Consider the following 21,094-nt stretch of genomic DNA (forward strand, 5'->3'; position numbering starts at 1 on the left):
TAAAAAAGCTGAATCTTAATAATAAGCTCTCTTTAAAGTGGATAGATTAAAAAATCTGTCCGCTGTAAAGAGAGCTTTTGTTATGTGAAGGGTCAATAATTTATCAATTGTATACTACTAAAAAAAAATAGGTATATAGAAAATTTTAATATGTTCGATAACTATAATATACAGATAGTAATCACTATAAGTATAAAAAGATAATTGAAACAAAATATAATGACTATAGTATTAGAAATAGTTTAAAGGGGTAGATGTAATTATGAAAGATGTAAAAGTTTTAATTGTCGACGACTCACCTTTCCAAATAGCATTATTAACAGATGTTCTCACTGAAAGTGGATTTGATGTAGTTGGTGAGGCGAAATCTTTAGAAGAAGTTATTGAGGAAGTTACAAGAGTTAGACCAGATCTAGTAACAATGGATATGACTCTTCCAGGAACAGATGGATTTGAATGCACAAGAGCCATCCATAAAATTGATAAAGATATTAAAGTTATAATTGTTAGTTCGATGATGGATGATGAACTTGTAAGAAAAGCCAAAAAAACTCATGTGTGTGGATATATTCAGAAACCTGTTGATTCAGAGGAATTATCCTTATTAATAAATAGAGTTATGGCAGATGAAGAATTATATTTAGAGCTTGAGAAATTATATTCAGATGTATTTAAAGAGGCTCTATTAAATATTTTCAATAAACTTACAAAGACGGTGCCAGAAATTACAGATGAAAGTAATGATAATATTGCTATACATAGTGAAGGTATATCAATAGTTATGGGGATTACAGGTAAATATTCAGGTAGACTAATTTTGGATATGGCCTATGAAACGGCAAAGAGCCTTGCAACAATATTATTAAAAAGAGATCCTAAAAGTAGTGAAGAGTTGCTTAATGTTATGTCAGAAATAGCTAATATGTTTGCAGGAAATGCGTGCTCAATGATAAATAAGAAAAACAAATTGTTTGGTCTAAGGGTTGCACCACCAACAATATTTCATGGTGAGTCAATAAATATATCAAAGGCAGAACTAGAGAATACCTTCTCTGCTATTGTAAAATCTCAATTTGGAAATTTGACTATAAATATAGGGTTTAATAGAGGTGAAGGGGAATGGATGTCAATCATATAAATCCAGTTTTAGAATCATTCAACATAATACTACCACAATTAGGGTTAAATGATATTAAAAAAAATGGAATTAGTGTAAAAGGTAAATATATAAAAAGCAAGGGCGTTGTGATTATTATTGGAATAATTGGAGATGTTAAAGGTAATATCATTTATGGTATGAGTGTTGACACTGCAAAAAAAATTGCCTCAATAATGATGATGGGAGCGCCTGTAGATAACTTTGATGAGTTGCCACAAAGTGCAATCTCAGAACTTGTTAATATGTTAACGGCAAATGTTGCAATGAATTTTTCAAAGGATAATATAAATATAGATATCTCTACACCAACCCTGATTGAGGGGGATTTTACAGCAAGTAGTAATGCTGATAAAGTTCTTTGCGTTGAGATGAGCGTAGATGGAATGATTATTGAAGTTAATATTTCTTTAGAAAAGAATACAATATAGAGGTATATATTGTAAATGGCAAAAATAATAATCAAAAGAGAGCAAATTATATTAAATTCGCTCTCTTTTGATTTGTTGTTATATAATTTAAATTGTAATCAATTCATATTCATTACTGCCTAAATTCAATTTTACAGCATGGTCAATTGCCACTTTCCAATTAGTTTCAGGGCTGACATTAGTGAAATGGTCATGATTTTTTTTACCATCTTTATCTAGAATACTTCCGGGTATAATAGGTTGTGCATTTACAGCATCAGCGCAAGCAACATCTAGTGCAACAGGATCAAAGGAAGCAAACATACCTACATCTGGAACAATTGGCACATCGTTCTCTCCGTGACAGTCACAGAAAGGTGATACATCAATGACTAGACTTATATGGAAGCTTGGGCGACCATTTAGAACTGCACATGAGTATTCGGCAATTTTTTTATTCAAAATATCATTTGACTCATCTGATGCAGGAATAACAGCATCCATAGGACAGACACCAATACAGCGACCGCAGCCAACACACTTATCATGATTAATAGTAGCCTTTTTTTGCGTTACTGTAATAGCATTGTGGGCACAGTTTTTAGCACATTGGCCACAGCCTATACAGTCATCATGTGAGATATATGGCTTTCCACTACTATGCATCTCCATCTTACCTGCACGAGATCCACAACCCATACCTACATTTTTAAGAGTACCACCAATACCAGCTGCTTCATGTCCTTTAAAATGAGTTAAAGTAATAAATATATCTGCATCCATGATAGCATGACCAATTTTTGCCTCTTTCACATATTCACCACCTACAACAGGAACTAAAACTTCGTCGGTGCCTTTTAATCCATCTCCAATTATAATGTGACAGCCTGTAGAGAATGGAGAAAAGCCATTAACATAAGCGGAATCTAGATGGTCAAGTGCATTTTTACGACCACCAACATATAAAGTATTGCAATCAGTAAGAAATGGTTTTCCACCCAATTCCTTTACAATATCTACTATTGTTTTAGCATAATTTGGTCGTAGGTAGGCTAGATTTCCAGGTTCTCCAAAATGAATCTTAATAGCCGTAAATTTTTTATTAAAATCAATTTGACCGATCCCAGCAGTTTTAATTAGACGGGTCAATTTTTGTTGCAAATTTTCTTTAAGTGTCGCATGCATATCAGTAAAATATACTTTCGATTTTTCCATGTTTAATAACCTCCAAGGTTCATATCTTTTTATTCTTAAATAAGAATAGCTTTAGTATTTTAATTGATTTGTTTTTACTAGTATGCTTACTTATTAACCTTTATTATATATGATATTACCCAAAAAGAAAACATGCACCTTTATGATAGATACTATACAAAAGGTGCGTGCTTTTTTTGTTTATAAATTATGTAAGTAAGATAAATCATATTTACAATTTTTAGTTATTAATTTTAGTTATTGGATATAATTAAAAGTTATAGGATAGAAGACAATATAATTAACTAATACAAACTTAGGGGTTGATTAATCAATGCCAGATATGTGGATGTGCATAGGAAATATACGAGGGGCTACAGAAGGAAAGTTATTTTTAAGTTATGGAGAAGTTTTTACAGTGATAAATAAAATCAGATTAACTAGCATAGATAAAGATATAAAACTATTTGTAAGTAATGATGAAATAAATATATTCTTTAAGCATATAGAGACCAGTTACCCAGTATATGGGGTTTGGATAACAAAAGGTTATAACAACTGTTTAAGAAAACTATTTAACTTAAAGCCTAAAAAAAAATTAAGTTATAGTAGAGTGGATTTAGATATTTTTGATAAGGGTACTCTTCATAGAATTTACATAGAATTATTATTATATCTTTATAAAGTAAAAGCAGATGAACTCCTTATACAATTTTCTACAATAATAAGATATCAATTAGAGTCTTTAAAGATGATTTATAAAAACAAAGATTTAGTTAATTTCGATGAAGAATTTGATCAAACCAAAATACAGTTTAGAAAAATATATGAATTTTGTAATTCAATAGAACTTAAAACTAAGCAAATTGAATTAGAATATAGAAAGAAAGTAATTAAAGAACAATTGGAAAAAAGAAAAGAAATAAATAAATTAAATATACTAATGTTAGACGAAATTAATAAAATGAAAAATTAAAGAACTATTGCAAGAAAACAACTACTAAAACTTAAAATTTAGTGGTTATTTTTATATATTTTAATTAATCACAATGGAATTAATTAAAACAATGCTGAATTTCAAAATAAAACGAATCGTATTAAAGCTTTTCTAAAACTAATATAAAGATAAGATAAGCTTAAACGATAATATAGATAACAAAATAATTCAAAAGAATGCAAGGGGTGAGGGCATGACAAAATTTGCAATGAAAAAAAATATAAATTTTACAAAGGTTAAAAGCATTAAGACCCTAATACTTATTTCTATTTTACCCGTAGTTTTAATATCATTAGCAATTATTGGTGTTTTTTCGATTTATACTTCTAAAAAACTCATAACTACAGAAATTCAAAATAGAATGGAACATCAATTGCAAGAAAACATTAATCTAATAGATAAAGATATGCAAAAGCATAGTCAAATAGCAGTTGATTTAGCTAAAGTTATTGGAACTAGTAGATTGGAATTAAGCAAGTCAACAATTATAGGAACTCAGAAGGAAGTGCTCTCTACTAATAAAGATACATTGGGAGTGGGGGTTTGGTTTGAGCCATATAAATACAAGAAAGATATAAAATATTTTGGACCTTATGCATACAAAGAAACAGGAACGTCAAAGGTTACTGAGGATTATGCTACTCAGCAGTATAATTACCCCACGCAACCTTGGTATATTATAGGTAAAAATACAGAAAAAAATATTGCTTGGAAGGAACCTTACTACGATGATAATTTAAAAATGACTATGCTAACAACTACTGCACCAATATATGACAATGAAAATTTTCTAGGTGTAGTAACTGCTGACATGAGCTTAAACACGATACAAGAAAACATTAAAAACATTAAAGTAGGTCAGACAGGAAAAGCAATGTTACTCGGAAAAGATGGAACATATTTGTCAGGTATTGCTAGAGAAGTAACAATGAAAGGTAAAATCACGGAAGATAAAAATACAAGCATAGCGAAACTCGGAAAGGATATTTTACAAAATAAAGAGGGCGTATCTTATTATGAAGATGATAATGGTAAAAATTTTGTATATTACAAACAGATACCAGAGCTCGGATGGAGTTTAGTGTTATCAATTCCACAAAAGGAACTTTATTCTCCAATTAATAAACTATTGTTTAATATAATTATACTTATTCTAATTACTTGTGTATTAGTGGTATTTGCGGTTAATGGATTTAGTAGATATCTTACTAAGAATATTAAAGAAGTAAATGACCTTTCACATGCAATTGCAGAGGGTGATTTGACCCAGATATTAAATGTTAGAACTGAGAATGAACTAGGATCAATGGGAAACAATTTAAATAGAATGACCAATAATTTAAGAGAAATAGTTAAAAAAGTTACTGAAAGTTTAGAGCAAGTAGTAGCAACATCAGAGGAACTTACAGCAAGTTCTGATCAAACACAACAATCAGCACAGCAGGTTTCGCTAGCTATTCAACATGTAGCCCTTGGTAGTGTGGAGCAGGTTACTATAACTAATGATACAACAAAAATTGCAGAAGAAATATTTACAGGTATGGAACAGATATCAAACAATATACAAGCAGTGACAAATATTTCTTTAGAGTCATTTAAGAGAGCAGAAAAAGGTAATGACATAGTATATTCAGCTATAAAGCAAATGAATAATATTAGCGACAAAGTTGCGATGTCTTCAAAGGCCGTGTCAATACTTGGAGATAAATCAAAAGAGATCGGAAGTATAGTAACATTAATAACTTCCATTGCTGGTCAGACAAATTTATTAGCACTAAATGCAGCAATTGAAGCAGCAAGAGCTGGTGAACAGGGCAGGGGGTTTGCGGTAGTAGCTGATGAAGTTAGAAAATTGGCAGAGCAATCTGCATCAGCGGCTGGGAATATATCAAACTTAATAAATGAGATCCAAAAGGAAATAGTAAATGCTGTTAAAGCTATGGATAACGGTACAATTGCAGTTAAGGATGGCATAAGTATGGTGAACCAGGCAGGCAAGTCTTTTGGAGCGATATTAGAGGATATAAATTATATAGCTTCTCAAATGCAAGATGTGTCTGCAGTAACAGAAGAAATAGGTGCAGGATCGCAGAATATGTTAGGAGCTATTGAGAATGTGGCTAAGATTTCTACTGAGTCTTCAGAAAATGCTGAAAATGTAGTAGCAGCATCAGAGGAACAGACAGCACTAATGAAAGAAGTGGCTAATGCTGCTGAGAATTTAACGCAAATGGCCGTGGAACTTCAAAGTTTAATGAGTAATTTTAGATTATAGTAGAAGATAATTCTACATAAAAATATTATTATAATTGCTAATTTTACTGTACAAAAAAGCAATAATAGTTATATAATTGTAATAGTTCTAAATTTGTCAGATTGAAATATATTATTAGAGGGGGATATTTATGAAATGTAAAAAATTAGTTAGTTTAGTTATGTCTATGTCAGTTATTGCTATGGTATTTGCGGGGTGTTCAAGCTCAGACAAATCTGCTACCAAACCAGCTACAACTACAAAAGCGGCATTTAAAGACGGAATGGTTACAGATACAGGAGGCGTTAATGATCAATCTTTTAATCAAGGATCATGGAAGGGACTTCAGTCATTTGCTAAAAACAATCCAGGTGCTCAAGTTAAGTATTTAGAATCAGTCCAGAGCTCGAATTATCCGTCTAATTTGAACCAGTTTGCTAGCAATAAGTATGATCTTGTGTGGGGAATTGGTTATTTAATGGAGGATGCAGTAAAAGCTTCTGCAAAAGCTTATCCCAATGTAAAATTTGCAGTTATTGATGATGCAATGACACCACATCAGAGTAATGTTACTGGTGTTATATTTAAAGCACAAGAATCATCTTTTCTTGTTGGATATATTGCAGCACTTAAGACTAAAACTAACAAAGTTGGATTTATTGGTGGAATCACGGGAAATGTAATTGATCAATTTGATTATGGTTTTAGAGCTGGCGTTGCATATGGTGCAAAAGAACTTAAAAAAACTATCACTGTTAATGTACAATATGCAAATTCCTTTAGTGATTCAGCTCTTGGCAAGGCAATTTCTCAAAATATGTATTCAAAAGGCGCAGATATTATATTTACCGCTGCAGGAAATGTTGGACAGGGTATGGTCGCTGAGGCAAAGAGTGAAAATAAGCTTTGTATAGGCGTTGATATGGATCAAGCATATCTTGCACCAAACAATATGCTTACTTCATCATTAAAAAATGTTAGTAACGTGACAGAAGCACTTTCAAAGCAAGTTAAAGATGGAGTAAATGTTGGGGGAAAGACACTTAGTTATGGTCTTAAGGATAACGGGGTTGGAGTTCCATATACAGCACAAGCTATAAAAATGTGTGGACAGGATGTTCTTGACAAAACAAAGAAAGTTTCTGCAGATGTTGTGAGTGGTAAAATTGTTCCTCCTTACGATAAAGCTACCTTTGCTACTTATAGTAGTACATTAAAATAATTATTAAATAGTAACATAAAAAGAATGAATAGATTTAATTAAATACACTAAATTGTGAAAACTCATGATTTAGTGTATTTAATATAAGATATAAAAAAAGGAGAATAAACCATGGAAGATCAACAATATGCTGTGGAAATGAAGTCTATTTATAAATATTTTGATGATTTTTGTGCGCTTTCCTCGATAGATCTTAAGATTACTAAAGGAAGTATACATGCACTTTTGGGTGAAAATGGGGCTGGAAAGACAACTCTTATGAATATCCTTTATGGACTTTATACACCCGATAGTGGACAAATACTTATAAGTGGCGAGAGTGTGGAAATGAAAAATCCAAACGTTGCAATAGAACATAAAATTGGAATGGTCCACCAGCATTTTAAGCTTGTGGGGAAGTTTACAGTAATTGAGAACATTATTCTTGGGAAAGAAGTAGTTAAGGCCGGCTGCATTTTGGATATTGCTAAAGCACGTAATGAGGTTAAAAAATTATCCGAAATATATGGACTTGATGTTGATCCTGATGCGAAAATAGAGGATATATCTGTGGGAATGCAGCAAAGGGTTGAGATTTTAAAGGCGCTATATAGAGGCGTAGAAATTCTTATTCTTGATGAGCCTACTGCGGTTTTAACACCTCAGGAAATAGAAGAGCTTATTAAGATCATGCATAATCTTACCGAGGATGGTAAAACAATAATTATTATAACTCATAAACTAAAGGAAATAAGAAAATCCTCACAGTATTGTACGATCATTCGCCGTGGGAAATATATAGATACGGTTGATGTAAAAAATACTACTGAGCAGGAGCTCGCTTCCATGATGGTGGGAAGGGACGTTAATTTAAAAGTTAAAAAGACAAAAGCTAAACCTGAAGATGTTGTATTTACAATAGATAATCTTATTGTTGAAGATAGCAGAAAAATAGAAAGAGTAAAAAATTTCTCTCTTGAAGTTAGAAAAGGAGAAATAGTTGGTATTGCTGGCATTGATGGTAATGGCCAAAAGGAGCTTGTTGAAGCAATAACTTGCCTTAAAAAAGTGAAATCTGGAAAAATTTCTATAAATGGAATAGAACTGCAAAATACATCGCCACATAATGTCATTGAACACGGAATTTGTACCATACATGAAGATAGACAAAAGAGGGGGCTCATTCTTGATTTCCCGGTGAAGTATAATTTTATAACTGAAAAATATAATAAGTCTAAATTCTCAAAGCACTTTATTTTAAATAATAAAGCAATAAATAAATTCACCGAGGATTCTATTAAGAAGTATGATATTAGACCAGAAGATTGTGCATCAAAACCTGTGAGTGCATTGTCTGGTGGTAATCAGCAAAAGGTAGTAATTGCAAGGGAACTTTCTAATGACCCTTTGCTTCTTATTGCATTTCAACCAACAAGGGGACTTGATGTAGGAGCTATAGAGTTTGTACATAGTACGCTTGTGAAACATCGTGATAGTGGGCATTCAATTTTGCTTATTTCCTTTGAACTTGATGAAATTATAAATGTTGCTGACAGAATTTGTGTTTTATATGATGGACAGATAGTAGCCGAATTTTTACAAGGTGAAGTCGACGAAAAGCTGATTGGTCTTCTAATGGCAGGAGGGGAAAAGAAAAATGAAATATAAAATTGCTCAATTGCTAAATAAGGCGGTCACCAAAATAATTCTTGCTATAATACTTGGGTTTATAGTGGGAGCAATTGTACTCGCCTTTGCTGGTTATAATCCATTTGATTGTTATTCTATGATGGTTACGAGTATTTTCTCAAGTCCACTCAATATAGTTCAGGTTATGATTTTGACAATGCCAAATATTCTAACCGGTCTTAGTGTTGCTTTTGCATTTAAGACAGGACTTTTCAATATCGGAGCTGAGGGTCAATACCTTGTGGGAGCAATGGCAGCTGTTATAATTGGTAGCAAACTCAACTTGCCACCAGGTATAAATATAATCGTAATAATGCTTGTCGCTATTCTTGCTGCTGGGTTGTATGGAGCCTTTGCTGGACTGCTTAAAGCAAAGTTTGGTATTCATGAAGTTATAACAACAATTATGCTAAACTGGATAGCCTTATACTTTAATAACTATCTAATATCAGTACCAGGAATCGGAATAAAAAATACACAATATTCTGTTGCTATTAATCACAATGCCTGGACCAATTTACTTGTTAATTGGAAAGAAACACCACATGGTCAGGCTTTTTTAGCAAGTCATCAAACACTATCCACAATATTACTTGCAACCGATATAAATTATGGAATTATTATAGCTATAGCTGTTGCAATACTTATATGGTTCGTATTGTATAAAACAACATTTGGATACCAGGTTAGAGCTGTAGGACTTAATAAAGATGCAGCTGAATTTGCTGGAATTGGCGTTAAGAAAAATATTATTATGACTATGTTTATTGCTGGTGGGCTTGCAGGACTTGCAGGTGCTCTCCAAATGGCAGGTTCTCTTCCTCATGCACTAGTAACTCTCGCATCTGCGCCAGGATATGGATTTAACGGCATAACTGTGGCACTTATGGCTAATAGTTCACCTGTGGGATGTATATTTACGGCACTTCTTTTATCGGGGCTTCAGTTTGGTGGAAGCACAATACAGATGAACCTTGGTGCACCGTCAGAGGTAGTTAATATAATGATTGGTGTTATTGTGTTCTTTGTTGCGGTAGCTTCTATGTTTACTATGATATCCGAAAAGATGAAGAAGAGGAGGGTGAAAAATGGGCACTAGTATATTACTAGCATTAAGTATTACGCTTATGTATTCTGCACCGTTAATGTTCGCTGGTCTTGGAGGGGTAATATCCGAGAATGCTGGTGTAGTAAATATCGGTATTGAGGGAATGATGACAATTGGAGCATTTGCAGGAGCGACGGTGGGTTATTTCACGGCGAGTCCATGGCTTGGTTTTTTGGCTGGAGGACTAGCAGGAGGACTGCTTGCTTTAATACATGCGGTTGCTTGTATTTCCTTTAGGGCAGATCAAACTATATCAGGTGTTGCTATTAACTTCCTTGGACCAGGAATTGCACTATTTCTTGGAAGAAAATTATTTGAAGGAAGTACAATGACAAAACCAGTTCCGAATCTAATGCCAACTTTATTTGGTGACTATGCAACGAACTCATCAAACTTACTTTTAAAAACATTAAATGTGAGACTTACTATACCTATAGTTTTCATTTTTGTTTTTATTATGTGGTTTGTGTTATATAAGACAAGTTTTGGACTTCGAATTAGATCAGTAGGTGAAAATCCAGCCGCTGCAGATACTCTTGGAATAAATGTAAATAAAGTAAAGTACCTGTCTGTATTTGCATCGGGAATTCTTTCTGGATTTGGAGGAGCTGCAATGACTTTGGCTGTGGTTAACTGTTTTACACAATCTACTATATCGGGGCAAGGTTTTATAGCTCTTGCCGCAGTTATTTTTGGAAAATGGAAACCACAGGGTACAATGGCTGCATGTCTCCTCTTTGGATTTGCTCAGGCTTTGGTTGTAATTCTTGGTGGAAGTACATCGATAATCCAGATTCCACCATCAATCCTATCAATGTTACCTTATGTTTTAACCTTGATTATATTAGTCGCTTTTGTTGGGAACTCCACAGCTCCTAAGGCTGATGGTATACCATATTATAAGGGTAAATAATCACGAGACATATTTATACAAGTTAATTAGACCCTCTGGTATTTTATTACTGGAGGGCTTAATATGTAAAAGAATTATTAGAAATATCATGGGATACTTAACTCACATTTTAATTAAAAGGAGAACTCAATGAAAAATTGTATAAATAGTATCTATATAGTGGATTTTCTAATGTCTTTTATTACAGTGTTTGGTGTAGTAATGTTTTTACCTATGTTTCCACATATACAAGAAGTATTTGGGGTGAGTGTTTCACAAATTTCTTGGATACCCAATGTGGCATTTTTAACAATGATAATATTTGCAATACTCGTGAGTAAAATTATAAATAGAGTAGGGATTAAAAAATTGCTCCTAATAAGTTTAATATTGTGGATTACAGGAATAGTACTTGAAATTGTTGCACTTAGTAATTTACATTTTTATGTTTTTGTAATAGGAAGGTTTGTGGAAGGAATTGGAGAGGCCTTTATGTTTCCATTACTTTTATCTATGAACAAGTTTGAATTAAAAACTTTGGGGAGTGAAAAGATTGGTCTCAGTCTTATTGAGTTTGGGGCAGCACTTGGTGGTTTAATATCTGGAATAATATCTGGAAATTTTATTAATAATCCTAGACAATTTCTTATAATTCCAATTTGTTTTGCAATTATAGTAGGAGTTTTTATCATAATTAAATTAAAACCTGTAGTTTTGATTGATACAGATACGGAGAGTCAAAATAAAGAAGTAAAAGAGAGTAATAAAGCATACATAAGCTTAGTGCTTATGATTTTTATTATTCAAACAATATTTTCATCAATTCAAGTTTATTTGGCTTATTATATGGATGCTATTTCATCACCTAATTTGACCGGATTTGTGATTTCAATTGAGCAAATTTTATTAGCAATAGGCACAATTGCGCCTATAGTAATCCTTAAAAAGATATCATTAAGAACAACTAGAAATATTATTTTTTTAATTTTTGTCTTTGGGACTATTATATTGAGTTTGCAAATATCTATTTATTTATCCATATTAGGATTTGGAATAATGGCATTCTCTATAGGGGTAGGGTTTACAATCTCGAATATTTGTGTTACTAAAGTTATTAGCACAAAAGTATCACAAAAACTTTCAATATACACTGCTGTAAGGAACGCTGGAGGATTCGTGCTTTCTTTTATATGGGGTAATATGATAGCTAGTTACCGTGAATCAGGACAAAGTTATGGAGATGTTTTTAAACATTTATATACATTTGAAGGGATAATAGTAATAGGTATTTTTATAATAATAATTTTTATGCAAAAAGGAGAAGTAATGTTTAAACCTGAATTTGTACAAAAGAAATTATAGATAAATAGAGCTTGCAGATAATAATCTGCTAGCTCTATCTTTTTATTGATTAAATTTTTTTCAATTCATTATAAAAAATTCAATCATAAATTACTCTGTTATTATTTAGCCTTCATAGGTTACCCATTGCTTTTTTAAGCTGCTTTTTTTGGCAAGTTCTATTATCTTAATTGTATCTCTCGCCTCAGAAGCAGTTACTTTTAGTGTATCTTTACCTAAAATAGAGTTATAAACATTCGTGTAAAATGCGCCATAATCTCCGACTTCACTTTCAATCTTGCCAGTAATATGTAGTCCGTCGATAATTGTGTTTATTTTTCCATTCATGCTTTCAGGTTCTTTACCCCAATTATCCAAATCATTTGGTGATAATCCCTCCTTTAAACTTTCTTCTTGTACATCCATTCCATATTTAATAAAGGAACCTTTAGTCCCAAGGAGAGTAAAATGAGCACTAATTTCTTTAACAAGTGTTCCAGCTTTTAATGTAACCTTCAAGTTTTGGTAGTTTAATATGATTTCAAAGTTATCAATAATTATTCCATCATGTCTTTGAATTCTTAAGTCACCAAATACTTCAGTGGGTAGTCCAAATAAAAATAGTGCTTGATCTATTAGATGAGAACCTAAATTATATAAAATGCCTGTACCAGGTAATTTCTTTTCTTTCCAAGTATTTTCTTCAAAGTAGTCCCTAAACCTATCATAATGTGCTTCATATTCAACTACATCTCCAAGTAGATTACTTTTAACAATCTTTTCTACAGTTTTAAAATCACTGTCCCATCTTCTATTTTGATGAACGGTTAATATTTTGCCATTTTGTTTTGCAAGGTCTATTAATTTATCAGCTTCATCGGTTGTTACTGTAAATGGTTTTTCAACTACTACATGCTTATTGTTTTCTAAAGCTTTTTTTGCTAATTCATAATGAAGTGAATTTGGTACTGCAATGACTACAAGTTCAATATTAGGATCATTAAGTAATTCATTAATATTTGATGATATTAAAACATTTGAATAACTCTCTTTTAAGGATTTTATAGCAACTTCATTAGTTGTATAAACCTTATATAGATTTAGCCCACTTGTAGTAGTAATAATAGGCGCATGAAATACTTTACCTGCCATACCATAACCGACTAATCCAACATTAATTATCTTATTCATAACATTCACCCTTTCTTAACTGTTTACATATACATAATTATGAGTTTATTTTGTCTTATAGTATAATAAGTATAATTATACTGTTTTCATATAAGATAGTAAACGATTGTATTTTTCTAAAGCAAAAGTTCTTCCTATAAATTATTGGGACAATATCTATGTACATTTTAACTTTAGGTTGTGGTTTGTAAATTATATGACCACAGCCTAGAGTTTACAATTGTTTAATTTTAATTAAGAACTGAATAGTAATTTCTTTTGAGAGCCCTTTCGCATTCTTATAAATCAAGATTTACTATAGTTCTACCTACTAGTTTTCCTTTAAGAATCATTTGAATTTTTGAATCTAAATTAGTTAGGCTTTCTTTCTGAACGTTTAAAGTTAAATTATTGGGTTTCCATTCATTTGAAAGCAAATTCCATGCTTTAATCTTAAGTCCATAGGACATTGAACAAAATCTACCCCAAAGAGAGATATACCTCTAAGTATAAATGGGTATACTGTAGTTAAAAGCCCCGGAGAAGCAACACTTCCACCATATCTAGTGGATTTAAGTGCTGATGCTAGAATAGTTCCACCAACGGTATCTATTACTCCAGCCCACCTTCCTTTTAAAAGAGTTATTCTTGACTTATCATCTATTTCTCCTCTAAAAATTATATCTTTTGCTCCTATTCCTAATAACATATCTTTTGCATCAGGTTTGCCTGTAGTGGCAATAACGCTGTATCCAAGTTTAGCGAGGATGCTTACTGCACTGATTCCTACTCCGCCAGTTGCACCAGTTACTAATATATCTCCATCAGATGGAGTAATACCTGATGCTATTAGTTTATATACAGATAAAGCAGCTGTGAAACCTGCAGTTCCATATATCATAATTTCTATCAGCGAAAGATTTTCAGGTAACTTAACTACCCAGTCAGCAGGAACTCTGATATACTGGCCGTAACCACCAGGGATGTTCATGCCTAAATCATATCCTGTAACTACTACAGAATCTCCAACCTTAAAATTTTCTCGTTGTCATAAAATTAAACTCTCCTCTATAAAAATAATACTTTAACATAAGATTATAATATACATAATTATTAAGTTATATACATAAGTATAAAGTTGAGGTTTTATATGAATGATAAATATATAATACATTTTATAAGCACAACTAGAAAAAAATGATAAGTTTTATTAAGAGAGATAATTCGAAATTGTTATTGTTAATATAGTTTGTAGTTTTAATTAAAAATAAATCTGACACCATATGAATAATGATGTCAGATTTATTTTTATTCCATTGAGATGTAATTTCTTATTTTAAAGGAAACATTTAAATGGTAAATCTATGTCTCCATCAAAACAGTCATCAAAACCGCGAGGATAATGGTATTCACGTTTATCTTTATCTGCAGGATAAATGAATTTTCCTCCTACTTGCCAGATGTATGGAAGAAATTTATATTGTAATCTGTCTTTTTTCATTTCAAATAGTACATTAATTTCCTCGGTGTCTGCTTGGAAGTTTGACCATATATCATGATGGAATGGAATTACAACTTTAGTATTTAAAGCTTCACCCATTCTAAGTATATCTGATGCAGTCATTTTGTCGGTTATGCCTCTAGGATTTTCTCCGAAAGAACCTAGTGCTACATCTATTTGATAATCGTTTCCGTGTTTAGCATAATAGTTAGAGTAATGTGAATCACCACTGTGATATATAGTTCCACCTGGCGTTTTAATAATATAATTTACTGCACGCTCATCTATGTTGCCAGGCATTTTACCTGCTAGAGTAACATCTTTTGGAACTGTAATTAATGCAGTACGGTCAAATGATTCAAGAGCAATAAGCTCTGTATCCTTAATCTTAACAACATCTCCAGGTTTTACTACAATACAACGATTTGCAGGTACGCCCCAGCTAATCCAGAGGTCAACACAAGTTTGAGGTCCTATAAAAGGTACAGATGGTTCGCAATTTTTCATAACTGCGGTTGCTACATTTATATCAATATGATCATTATGATCATGTGTTGATATTACAGCGTCAATTTGTTTAATAGCAAATGGATCTAAAACAAAAGGAGCTACTCTAAGGTTTGGTTGTAATTTTTTACAGCCAGACATTCTTGCCATCTGATGTTCTGGTTTTATTAAAGGATTTTTCATAGTTTTTTTACCTGTGCCGCACCATAAATCAATACAAAGATTTGCATTACCTTCTGATTTTACCCAAAGGCCTGTACAACCAAGCCACCACATTGCAAAGCTACCAGGCTTAACTATTTCTCCTTCGATTTCTTCATTAAGCCAAGTTCCCCATTGGGGGAAAGTGCTCAGTATCCAGGATTCTCTTGTTATATCATCTATTTTACTCATATTATTCACCATTCCTTTTATAATTATTATTTTACTTCGTCTAGATTTAAAGCTTCTCTGATTTTACTTTCTATTTCTACTTCTGACAAAAGATTTCTAAGTCCTATAATTTTAGTTTTAGAACGGGCATTTGTAAAATTTGATACTAAGGACTCAGAGACAAAAACCATGTCAAAAGAAGATATAACGGATTTTGCCTCACCAACACTAAGGTGGTCAACATCTACGTCAATTTTTAGTTTTTTGAAAACCTTAATAATCTTCATTTTAATCATTTGGCTTGATCCCATTCCATTTCCACAAGCGGCTAATACTTTCATTTTAATCTCTCCTTTTTTAATATGAGTTTAACAATCAGTGTCTACATGTGTAAAATAGTTTGATTTATTTTTACGATATTGCATTTGAGGAATAACGAGCATTGCTATAATTAGAGCAAATACGCCAAATATTTTAAATGTATTTGCAAAAACACCGAATGCAGGCCAAATGGTAGCCCAATCAATGTTACCATGCCATCCACCGGTAAGCGGGCTTTGTACTCCAGCACCAAAGAACCATATTGCAAAAGCACCACCTAGTACCTGAAGCATACCACAACAAACTGGTATTATTGTAGCAGCACGGACACCACCACGTTTATTAGCGAATACTGCTAAAGTTGCATTATCAAAGAATACTGGTACGAAACCTGTGATAATCATAACAGGGGAATGAAATATGAGTAACCCTGCGATTGCTATGAACTGACCAAGTGCTCCAAAAACAAAACCATATACAACAGCGTTTTTTGCACCAAATCCGTAAGTAGCGGCACAGTCAACAGCAGGAGTTAATCCTGGTATGAATTTATCAGATATACCTTGAAAAGCTGTTGTAAGTTCTGCAACAAACATTCTAACACCACTCATAAGTATAAATAGGTAAACTGAAAATGTTAAAGAACGATTTATAATATAAGCTGCGAAGGATAATGTTGCTGGAAAGTTACCAGAAGCAACTTTGCCGATTGGGTTTTCTAGTCCTCTCATGTACGGTTCACCAAGAATCAACATAATGATACCAAAGAAAACTAACATTAAAGTACCAGCGGTCACAACGTTATCATTAAATATTGAAAGAAACTTAGGTAATTTTATGTTATCTAGATTTTTATCTTTATTACCTAGTTTGCCCGCAATTTTATCTGTTAGCCAAACTGCGCCCATTTGCTGATGACCAATAGCAAAACCAGCATTGTCTGTAAGGTTGTTACATGCTTCAACTGTTAAGTTTGAAAATACAGCTTGATATGTACCAACGAGTAAACCTACTATAATAGCTCCAGTTGCATTAGCATAGTCAGGTAATGCAAAGAATACAATAAAAGTTGCTGTTGTTGCTTGTTGAAGCATGATATGACCTGTAAGGAAAAGCGTCCTTATTTTTGTTATTTTACCAAAAGCAACTAATAGTAAGTTCCATAAGAATGCGAACATAAGTGCAATCATAACCATTGAGGCTAATGAGCCTAAGCTTTTATTTGCAGCAGCTAGTCCAAAATATGGATCAATAACTGCAGCATTCATGTGAAAACGATCATTTAAACCTGCAAGAATAGGTCTAAATGTAGTAACAAGACCACCTGCACCTATATTCCAAATCATTATGCCAATGATACATTTCATTGTGCCTGCAAAAGTTTCGTGTATTGGTCTTCTTAGAAATAAATAACAGATTAATACAATTAAACTAATGAAATATTCTGGTTTTGTAAGAATATTGTCTGAAAACACTTTAAAGAATCCACTATTCGCAATACTATTAATATCCACTAATTTGACCCCCTAATTAAATACTATTCTACATGAGATTTGTTTAATTCTCTTGCCAATGCTTCTGGGTCTGTACAATTACGTATAAAGTCCATATTTTCTTCTTCAGAGAGATAATCGCTTAACTTTGAAAGTAAAGCAAGATGATCAGTATCATTTACAGCAGCAAGTGTTATAACGATGTCTACAGGATCATTTTCGCAATTAAAATGCACTGGCTTTGATAAGGAAAGCAAACTGATGCCGGTTTTTAAAACGGTTACATCTGGCCTCGAATGAGATAATGCAAGTCCTGGTATTATTACAATGTATGGACCATATTCTTCAACAGTTTTAATTGTTAATTCAATATATCCTTCAGTAATGTAATTTGAGTTAACGAGTAGTTGACCTGAAAGTCTCATAGCTTCTACCCAATCTTTAGCTGTAGCATTTAAATTAATGTTTTCTGAAAGAATGATGTTTTCATTAAGAATAATATTATTATTAATTTTAATCACTTCCTTTATAAATTTAAGTTTTAATATTCTGTATACTTTTATGATAGCGATATTATTATACAATGTCAACATATGTGTAACGATTGCACATATGTGCAAAAACTACAATTGAACTTCATCATCCAATTCCAAAATTTTTAACGCTGCGGTATCATCTATTATTAATGTTTTTATATATTTACCTCTTATTGCACCTAAAATAGCTTTTGATTTTTCTTTTGATCCTGCAACGCAAATGACATCTGGTGCGTTATAAAAATCTATTAAATCAATTCCTATAATAGTGTTGTTTAACTCAGACTCAATTTGGTTACCATTTATATCATAGTAACGCCCGCCAATGTGTCCAACAGCTCCACTTGATTGAAGTGAATATTGAGTATAGCTGTCTATATATTTGCTCCAGGCTGTATTTGAAATAGTTGAATCTATAGATCCTACGCTTGTTAGTATAACTGTGGCTCTCTTAGCAAGAGACAAAGTATCTGATATATAAGGGTCACGTATAAGTTTATCTTTCATATCTTTATCCTCCACAAAAAGGGGAGCTAATAAGTAATGATACTTTCCTCCGTAAATCTTCGCGAATTGTTTTACTAGATCTATTCCATCTATTTCTGGATTATCTTTTAAAGCAGCTCCCATTATTTGTACTACTGTGAGGGGAATGTTTTTGTTAGACTTAAGACTTTGAACAGTATTGTATATGGTGTTTCCCCAAGATATACCAAGTATAGTGTTCTTATTTATTTTAGCATCAATATAGTAAGCCGCAATTTCACCAAGTTTAATCAGAGTTAATTCATATGAAGATCCCTTTGTATTAATAATTCTTACATGTTTTAGTTTGAATCTCTTCATAAATTCATTCTCGATGTCCATTAATCTTTCCCAAGGTTCTTTTATAATTATTTCTACTATTTTTTTATCCCTTGCCTCTTTTAATAATCTTGAAATTTTAGAACGTGAAGTGAACAAACGTTCAGCGATTTGTGATTGAGTCATATCATGTTCATAATAAAGACTTGCTACACTAGCTAAAAGACTATTTTTTTCATTTTCATTCATATTATCAAAGTCATTCATAATTAAAACTCCTTTTTAATCAATATTTTAAATAAAAGTTACATGCTCAGGGCAGTTAATTAGTAATAATTCAGTTGCTTAGTAGAAAAACAAAAACTTTAGAGCAAGTAATACTATAATGTATTGAACAAATGATATTTATAGTGAACATATACTTATAATATAATTATAATATTATAATGAAAAAAATGCAATAAACTATATATTGTAAGGCTTACGAATTAAACTGAACATATGTGCAATAGATGAGAATGTGTTGACTAAGAAAAAACTAGATGATATATTTAAATAAAAGTTTAGTCAAAGGGGTGTGAAGGAATATGTATGATTTAAATAGAGTTCCTATTGGTATTTATGAAAAAGCTTTGCCTTCTAGTTTTTCCTGGGAAGAAAAGTTAACATCAGCAAAAGAAGCTGGCTTCGACTATTTGGAAATTTCAATTGATGAAACAGATGAAAGGTTAGCCAGACTTGAATGGTCAAAGGAAGAAAGAGAAAAATTAAAGAAACTTATTAGTACTACTGGGGTTATGATTCCAAGTATGTGCTTAAGTGGTCATAGAAGATTCCCCTTTGGAAGTAAAGATGAAAATACTCGTAGTAAAGCCTTGGATATTATGAAAAAGGCAATCGAACTATCCGCGGATCTAGGGATACGGACAATTCAATTAGCTGCCTATGATGTATATTATGAGGAAGAGGATGAGATTACAAAAGCTTTCTTTATAGAAGGAATGGAAAAATCTATAGCAATGGCAAGTAAAGCAGGCGTAATGCTTGCACTTGAAATAATGGATACCAAATTTATAAGTACTATATTAAGAGCAATGCCATATATAACTAAATTTAATTCCCCGTGGTTTAAGATATATCCAGATTTAGGTAATTTGAGTGCTTGGGGTAGCGATGTTGAGGCAGAACTAGAACTTGGACTTCCGCATACTGTTGCAATTCACGTAAAAGAAACAAAGCCAGGAGTATTTAAAGAGGTTCCTTTTGGTGAGGGGATTGTAAAATTTGCTGCACTTTTTAAAAAATTAAAAGAATTAAATTATCAAGGACCCTTTCTAATAGAAATGTGGGCTGATAATAGCAAGATTACTACCAAAGAAGATGCTGTGCGTGATATTTATAACGCAAGAATATTTGTTAAAGAAAAAATGATCGAAGGTGGGATGGTAAATGCTAAAAGAGCTTAAAGAAAAAGTATTAGAAGCTAATTTACAGCTCCCTAAAAAGGGATTAGTAACATTTACTTGGGGAAATGTAAGTGCCATTGATAGAGAAAAAGGATTAATTGTAATAAAACCAAGTGGAGTTTCCTACGAAAAAATGAAAATTGATGATATGGTAGTAATTGATCTAGATGGCAAAATAGTTGAGGGTAAATTAAATCCTTCCTCAGATACTGATACACACATATTACTCTATAAAGAATTTAAAGGAATTGGAGGTATAGTGCATACCCATTCAAGTTGGGCAACAAGCTGGGCACAGGCCGGGATGTCAATACCTTGTTTTGGAACAACGCAAGCAGATTATTTTTATGGAAGTATTCCATGTACTAGAAAAATGTCGCAAGAAGAAATTAAGGGAAGATATGAATATGAAACTGGTAAGGTAATTGTGGAGACATTTAAAGGAATTAATCCGGAATTTGTACCAGGTGTATTAGTAAATAATCATGGTCCTTTTGCTTGGGGAAAAGATGCAATGGATTCGGTTCATAATGCTGTTGTAATGGAAGAGGTTGCAAAAATGGCTTATAGAAGTATTCAATTAAATAAGGAACTAGGATCTATAGACAATAATCTTCTAGGCAAGCATTTTTTAAGAAAACATGGTGAAAATGCTTATTATGGTCAAAAATAAAAAAATATC

General features: G+C 32.3%; 19 protein-coding genes. 11 read left to right on the forward strand and 8 right to left on the reverse strand.

The genetic code is table 11. From position 1 onward, the window contains the following. Positions 1 to 262 precede the first annotated feature (262 nt). On the forward strand, positions 263 to 1,138 hold the full coding sequence (locus KPL44_RS11240; protein WP_216249971.1) for a response regulator: 876 nt from the start codon (positions 263 to 265) through the stop codon (positions 1,136 to 1,138). Beyond that, positions 1,120 to 1,587: a chemotaxis protein CheX gene (locus KPL44_RS11245; protein WP_071612482.1), complete on the forward strand. Its 468-nt coding sequence runs from the start codon at positions 1,120 to 1,122 to the stop codon at positions 1,585 to 1,587. Before KPL44_RS11240 ends, KPL44_RS11245 begins: the two co-directional genes overlap by 19 nt. Positions 1,588 to 1,674: 87 nt before the next feature. Here the strand turns inward: KPL44_RS11245 and KPL44_RS11250 are convergent, their stop codons facing one another. Then, positions 1,675 to 2,781 (reverse strand): DUF362 domain-containing protein, encoded by a 1,107-nt coding sequence (locus KPL44_RS11250; RefSeq protein WP_216249975.1) that lies wholly within the window; start codon positions 2,779 to 2,781, stop codon positions 1,675 to 1,677. A gap of 313 nt (positions 2,782 to 3,094) precedes the next feature. On the opposite strand from KPL44_RS11250, the gene KPL44_RS11255 reads away from it, so the two are divergent. The 7 genes from KPL44_RS11255 to KPL44_RS11285 all read left to right on the forward strand — a co-directional run bounded on the left by KPL44_RS11255 (position 3,095) and on the right by KPL44_RS11285 (position 12,263). Then, a complete protein-coding gene (locus tag KPL44_RS11255; protein WP_216249977.1) occupies positions 3,095 to 3,736 on the forward strand; it encodes a hypothetical protein in 642 nt (213 codons plus the stop codon). A 214-nt stretch (positions 3,737 to 3,950) separates the two neighbouring features. After that, positions 3,951 to 6,032 (forward strand): methyl-accepting chemotaxis protein, encoded by a 2,082-nt coding sequence (locus KPL44_RS11260; RefSeq protein WP_216249982.1) that lies wholly within the window; start codon positions 3,951 to 3,953, stop codon positions 6,030 to 6,032. 130 nt (positions 6,033 to 6,162) lie between these two features. Then, positions 6,163 to 7,233, forward strand: a complete 1,071-nt coding sequence (locus tag KPL44_RS11265; protein ID WP_216249985.1) for a BMP family ABC transporter substrate-binding protein — start codon at positions 6,163 to 6,165, stop codon at positions 7,231 to 7,233. Positions 7,234 to 7,344: 111 nt separating this feature from the next. Beyond that, positions 7,345 to 8,880 carry an ABC transporter ATP-binding protein gene (locus KPL44_RS11270; protein ID WP_216249989.1) on the forward strand — a complete coding sequence of 512 codons (1,536 nt, stop codon included), beginning with the start codon at positions 7,345 to 7,347 and terminating at the stop codon, positions 8,878 to 8,880. Next, positions 8,870 to 10,000, forward strand: a complete 1,131-nt coding sequence (locus KPL44_RS11275) for an ABC transporter permease (RefSeq protein WP_216106082.1) — start codon at positions 8,870 to 8,872, stop codon at positions 9,998 to 10,000. Before KPL44_RS11270 ends, KPL44_RS11275 begins: the two co-directional genes overlap by 11 nt. After that, positions 9,990 to 10,922: an ABC transporter permease gene (locus tag KPL44_RS11280; protein WP_216249992.1), complete on the forward strand. Its 933-nt coding sequence runs from the start codon at positions 9,990 to 9,992 to the stop codon at positions 10,920 to 10,922. The genes KPL44_RS11275 and KPL44_RS11280 overlap by 11 nt, the downstream gene beginning before the upstream one ends. Before the next feature lie 129 nt (positions 10,923 to 11,051). Further along, entirely contained in the window at positions 11,052 to 12,263 is a 1,212-nt protein-coding gene (locus KPL44_RS11285) for an MFS transporter (protein ID WP_216249997.1), read from the forward strand. A gap of 105 nt (positions 12,264 to 12,368) precedes the next feature. On the opposite strand, the gene KPL44_RS11290 is transcribed toward KPL44_RS11285, so the two are convergent. The 7 genes from KPL44_RS11290 to KPL44_RS11320 all read right to left on the reverse strand — a co-directional run bounded on the left by KPL44_RS11290 (position 12,369) and on the right by KPL44_RS11320 (position 19,213). Further along, positions 12,369 to 13,433 carry a Gfo/Idh/MocA family oxidoreductase gene (locus KPL44_RS11290; RefSeq protein WP_216250012.1) on the reverse strand — a complete coding sequence of 355 codons (1,065 nt, stop codon included), beginning with the start codon at positions 13,431 to 13,433 and terminating at the stop codon, positions 12,369 to 12,371. A 382-nt stretch (positions 13,434 to 13,815) separates the two neighbouring features. After that, positions 13,816 to 14,403 carry a zinc-binding dehydrogenase gene (locus tag KPL44_RS11295; RefSeq protein ID WP_216250014.1) on the reverse strand — a complete coding sequence of 196 codons (588 nt, stop codon included), beginning with the start codon at positions 14,401 to 14,403 and terminating at the stop codon, positions 13,816 to 13,818. A gap of 345 nt (positions 14,404 to 14,748) precedes the next feature. Then, positions 14,749 to 15,813: an L-ascorbate 6-phosphate lactonase gene (gene ulaG / locus KPL44_RS11300; RefSeq protein WP_216250016.1), complete on the reverse strand. Its 1,065-nt coding sequence runs from the start codon at positions 15,811 to 15,813 to the stop codon at positions 14,749 to 14,751. Between the two features lie 26 nt (positions 15,814 to 15,839). Then, on the reverse strand, positions 15,840 to 16,133 hold the full coding sequence (locus KPL44_RS11305; RefSeq protein ID WP_071612497.1) for a PTS sugar transporter subunit IIB: 294 nt from the start codon (positions 16,131 to 16,133) through the stop codon (positions 15,840 to 15,842). Positions 16,134 to 16,160: 27 nt separating this feature from the next. Then, on the reverse strand, positions 16,161 to 17,627 hold the full coding sequence (locus tag KPL44_RS11310; protein WP_331701630.1) for a PTS ascorbate transporter subunit IIC: 1,467 nt from the start codon (positions 17,625 to 17,627) through the stop codon (positions 16,161 to 16,163). Positions 17,628 to 17,650: 23 nt separating this feature from the next. Continuing rightward, on the reverse strand, positions 17,651 to 18,199 hold the full coding sequence (locus tag KPL44_RS11315; protein ID WP_216250019.1) for a PTS sugar transporter subunit IIA: 549 nt from the start codon (positions 18,197 to 18,199) through the stop codon (positions 17,651 to 17,653). Positions 18,200 to 18,229: 30 nt separating this feature from the next. Further along, complete coding sequence (locus tag KPL44_RS11320; protein WP_216250022.1) at positions 18,230 to 19,213, reverse strand: sugar-binding transcriptional regulator; 984 nt, start codon at positions 19,211 to 19,213, stop codon at positions 18,230 to 18,232. 320 nt (positions 19,214 to 19,533) lie between these two features. On the opposite strand from KPL44_RS11320, the gene KPL44_RS11325 reads away from it, so the two are divergent. Further along, complete coding sequence (locus KPL44_RS11325; protein WP_216250024.1) at positions 19,534 to 20,412, forward strand: L-ribulose-5-phosphate 3-epimerase; 879 nt, start codon at positions 19,534 to 19,536, stop codon at positions 20,410 to 20,412. After that, the gene (gene araD, locus KPL44_RS11330; RefSeq protein WP_216250034.1) at positions 20,396 to 21,085 is read left to right on the forward strand and encodes an L-ribulose-5-phosphate 4-epimerase; all 690 of its coding nucleotides are present in this window, start codon (positions 20,396 to 20,398) and stop codon (positions 21,083 to 21,085) included. Before KPL44_RS11325 ends, araD begins: the two co-directional genes overlap by 17 nt. Positions 21,086 to 21,094: the final 9 nt, after the last annotated feature.

The organism is Clostridium sp. DSM 17811, assembly GCF_018861905.1.
Classification (GTDB): domain Bacteria; phylum Bacillota; class Clostridia; order Clostridiales; family Clostridiaceae; genus Clostridium_AD; species Clostridium_AD frigoriphilum.

Bases quoted from the DNA above. Each gene is read 5' to 3' on its own strand.
- KPL44_RS11265 (WP_216249985.1), top strand. From the start codon at position 6,163: ATGAAATGTAAAAAATTAGTTAGTTTAGTTATGTCTATGTCAGTTATT.
- KPL44_RS11260 (WP_216249982.1), top strand. From the start codon at position 3,951: ATGACAAAATTTGCAATGAAAAAAAATATAAATTTTACAAAGGTTAAA.
- araD (WP_216250034.1), top strand. From the start codon at position 20,396: ATGCTAAAAGAGCTTAAAGAAAAAGTATTAGAAGCTAATTTACAGCTC.
- KPL44_RS11270 (WP_216249989.1), top strand. From the start codon at position 7,345: ATGGAAGATCAACAATATGCTGTGGAAATGAAGTCTATTTATAAATAT.
- KPL44_RS11315 (WP_216250019.1), bottom strand. From the start codon at position 18,199: ATGTTGACATTGTATAATAATATCGCTATCATAAAAGTATACAGAATA.
- KPL44_RS11320 (WP_216250022.1), bottom strand. From the start codon at position 19,213: ATGAATGACTTTGATAATATGAATGAAAATGAAAAAAATAGTCTTTTA.
- KPL44_RS11255 (WP_216249977.1), top strand. From the start codon at position 3,095: ATGCCAGATATGTGGATGTGCATAGGAAATATACGAGGGGCTACAGAA.
- KPL44_RS11325 (WP_216250024.1), top strand. From the start codon at position 19,534: ATGTATGATTTAAATAGAGTTCCTATTGGTATTTATGAAAAAGCTTTG.
- KPL44_RS11275 (WP_216106082.1), top strand. From the start codon at position 8,870: ATGAAATATAAAATTGCTCAATTGCTAAATAAGGCGGTCACCAAAATA.
- KPL44_RS11240 (WP_216249971.1), top strand. From the start codon at position 263: ATGAAAGATGTAAAAGTTTTAATTGTCGACGACTCACCTTTCCAAATA.
- KPL44_RS11280 (WP_216249992.1), top strand. From the start codon at position 9,990: ATGGGCACTAGTATATTACTAGCATTAAGTATTACGCTTATGTATTCT.
- KPL44_RS11295 (WP_216250014.1), bottom strand. From the start codon at position 14,403: ATGAACATCCCTGGTGGTTACGGCCAGTATATCAGAGTTCCTGCTGAC.
- KPL44_RS11245 (WP_071612482.1), top strand. From the start codon at position 1,120: ATGGATGTCAATCATATAAATCCAGTTTTAGAATCATTCAACATAATA.
- ulaG (WP_216250016.1), bottom strand. From the start codon at position 15,813: ATGAGTAAAATAGATGATATAACAAGAGAATCCTGGATACTGAGCACT.
- KPL44_RS11305 (WP_071612497.1), bottom strand. From the start codon at position 16,133: ATGAAAGTATTAGCCGCTTGTGGAAATGGAATGGGATCAAGCCAAATG.
- KPL44_RS11250 (WP_216249975.1), bottom strand. From the start codon at position 2,781: ATGGAAAAATCGAAAGTATATTTTACTGATATGCATGCGACACTTAAA.
- KPL44_RS11290 (WP_216250012.1), bottom strand. From the start codon at position 13,433: ATGAATAAGATAATTAATGTTGGATTAGTCGGTTATGGTATGGCAGGT.
- KPL44_RS11285 (WP_216249997.1), top strand. From the start codon at position 11,052: ATGAAAAATTGTATAAATAGTATCTATATAGTGGATTTTCTAATGTCT.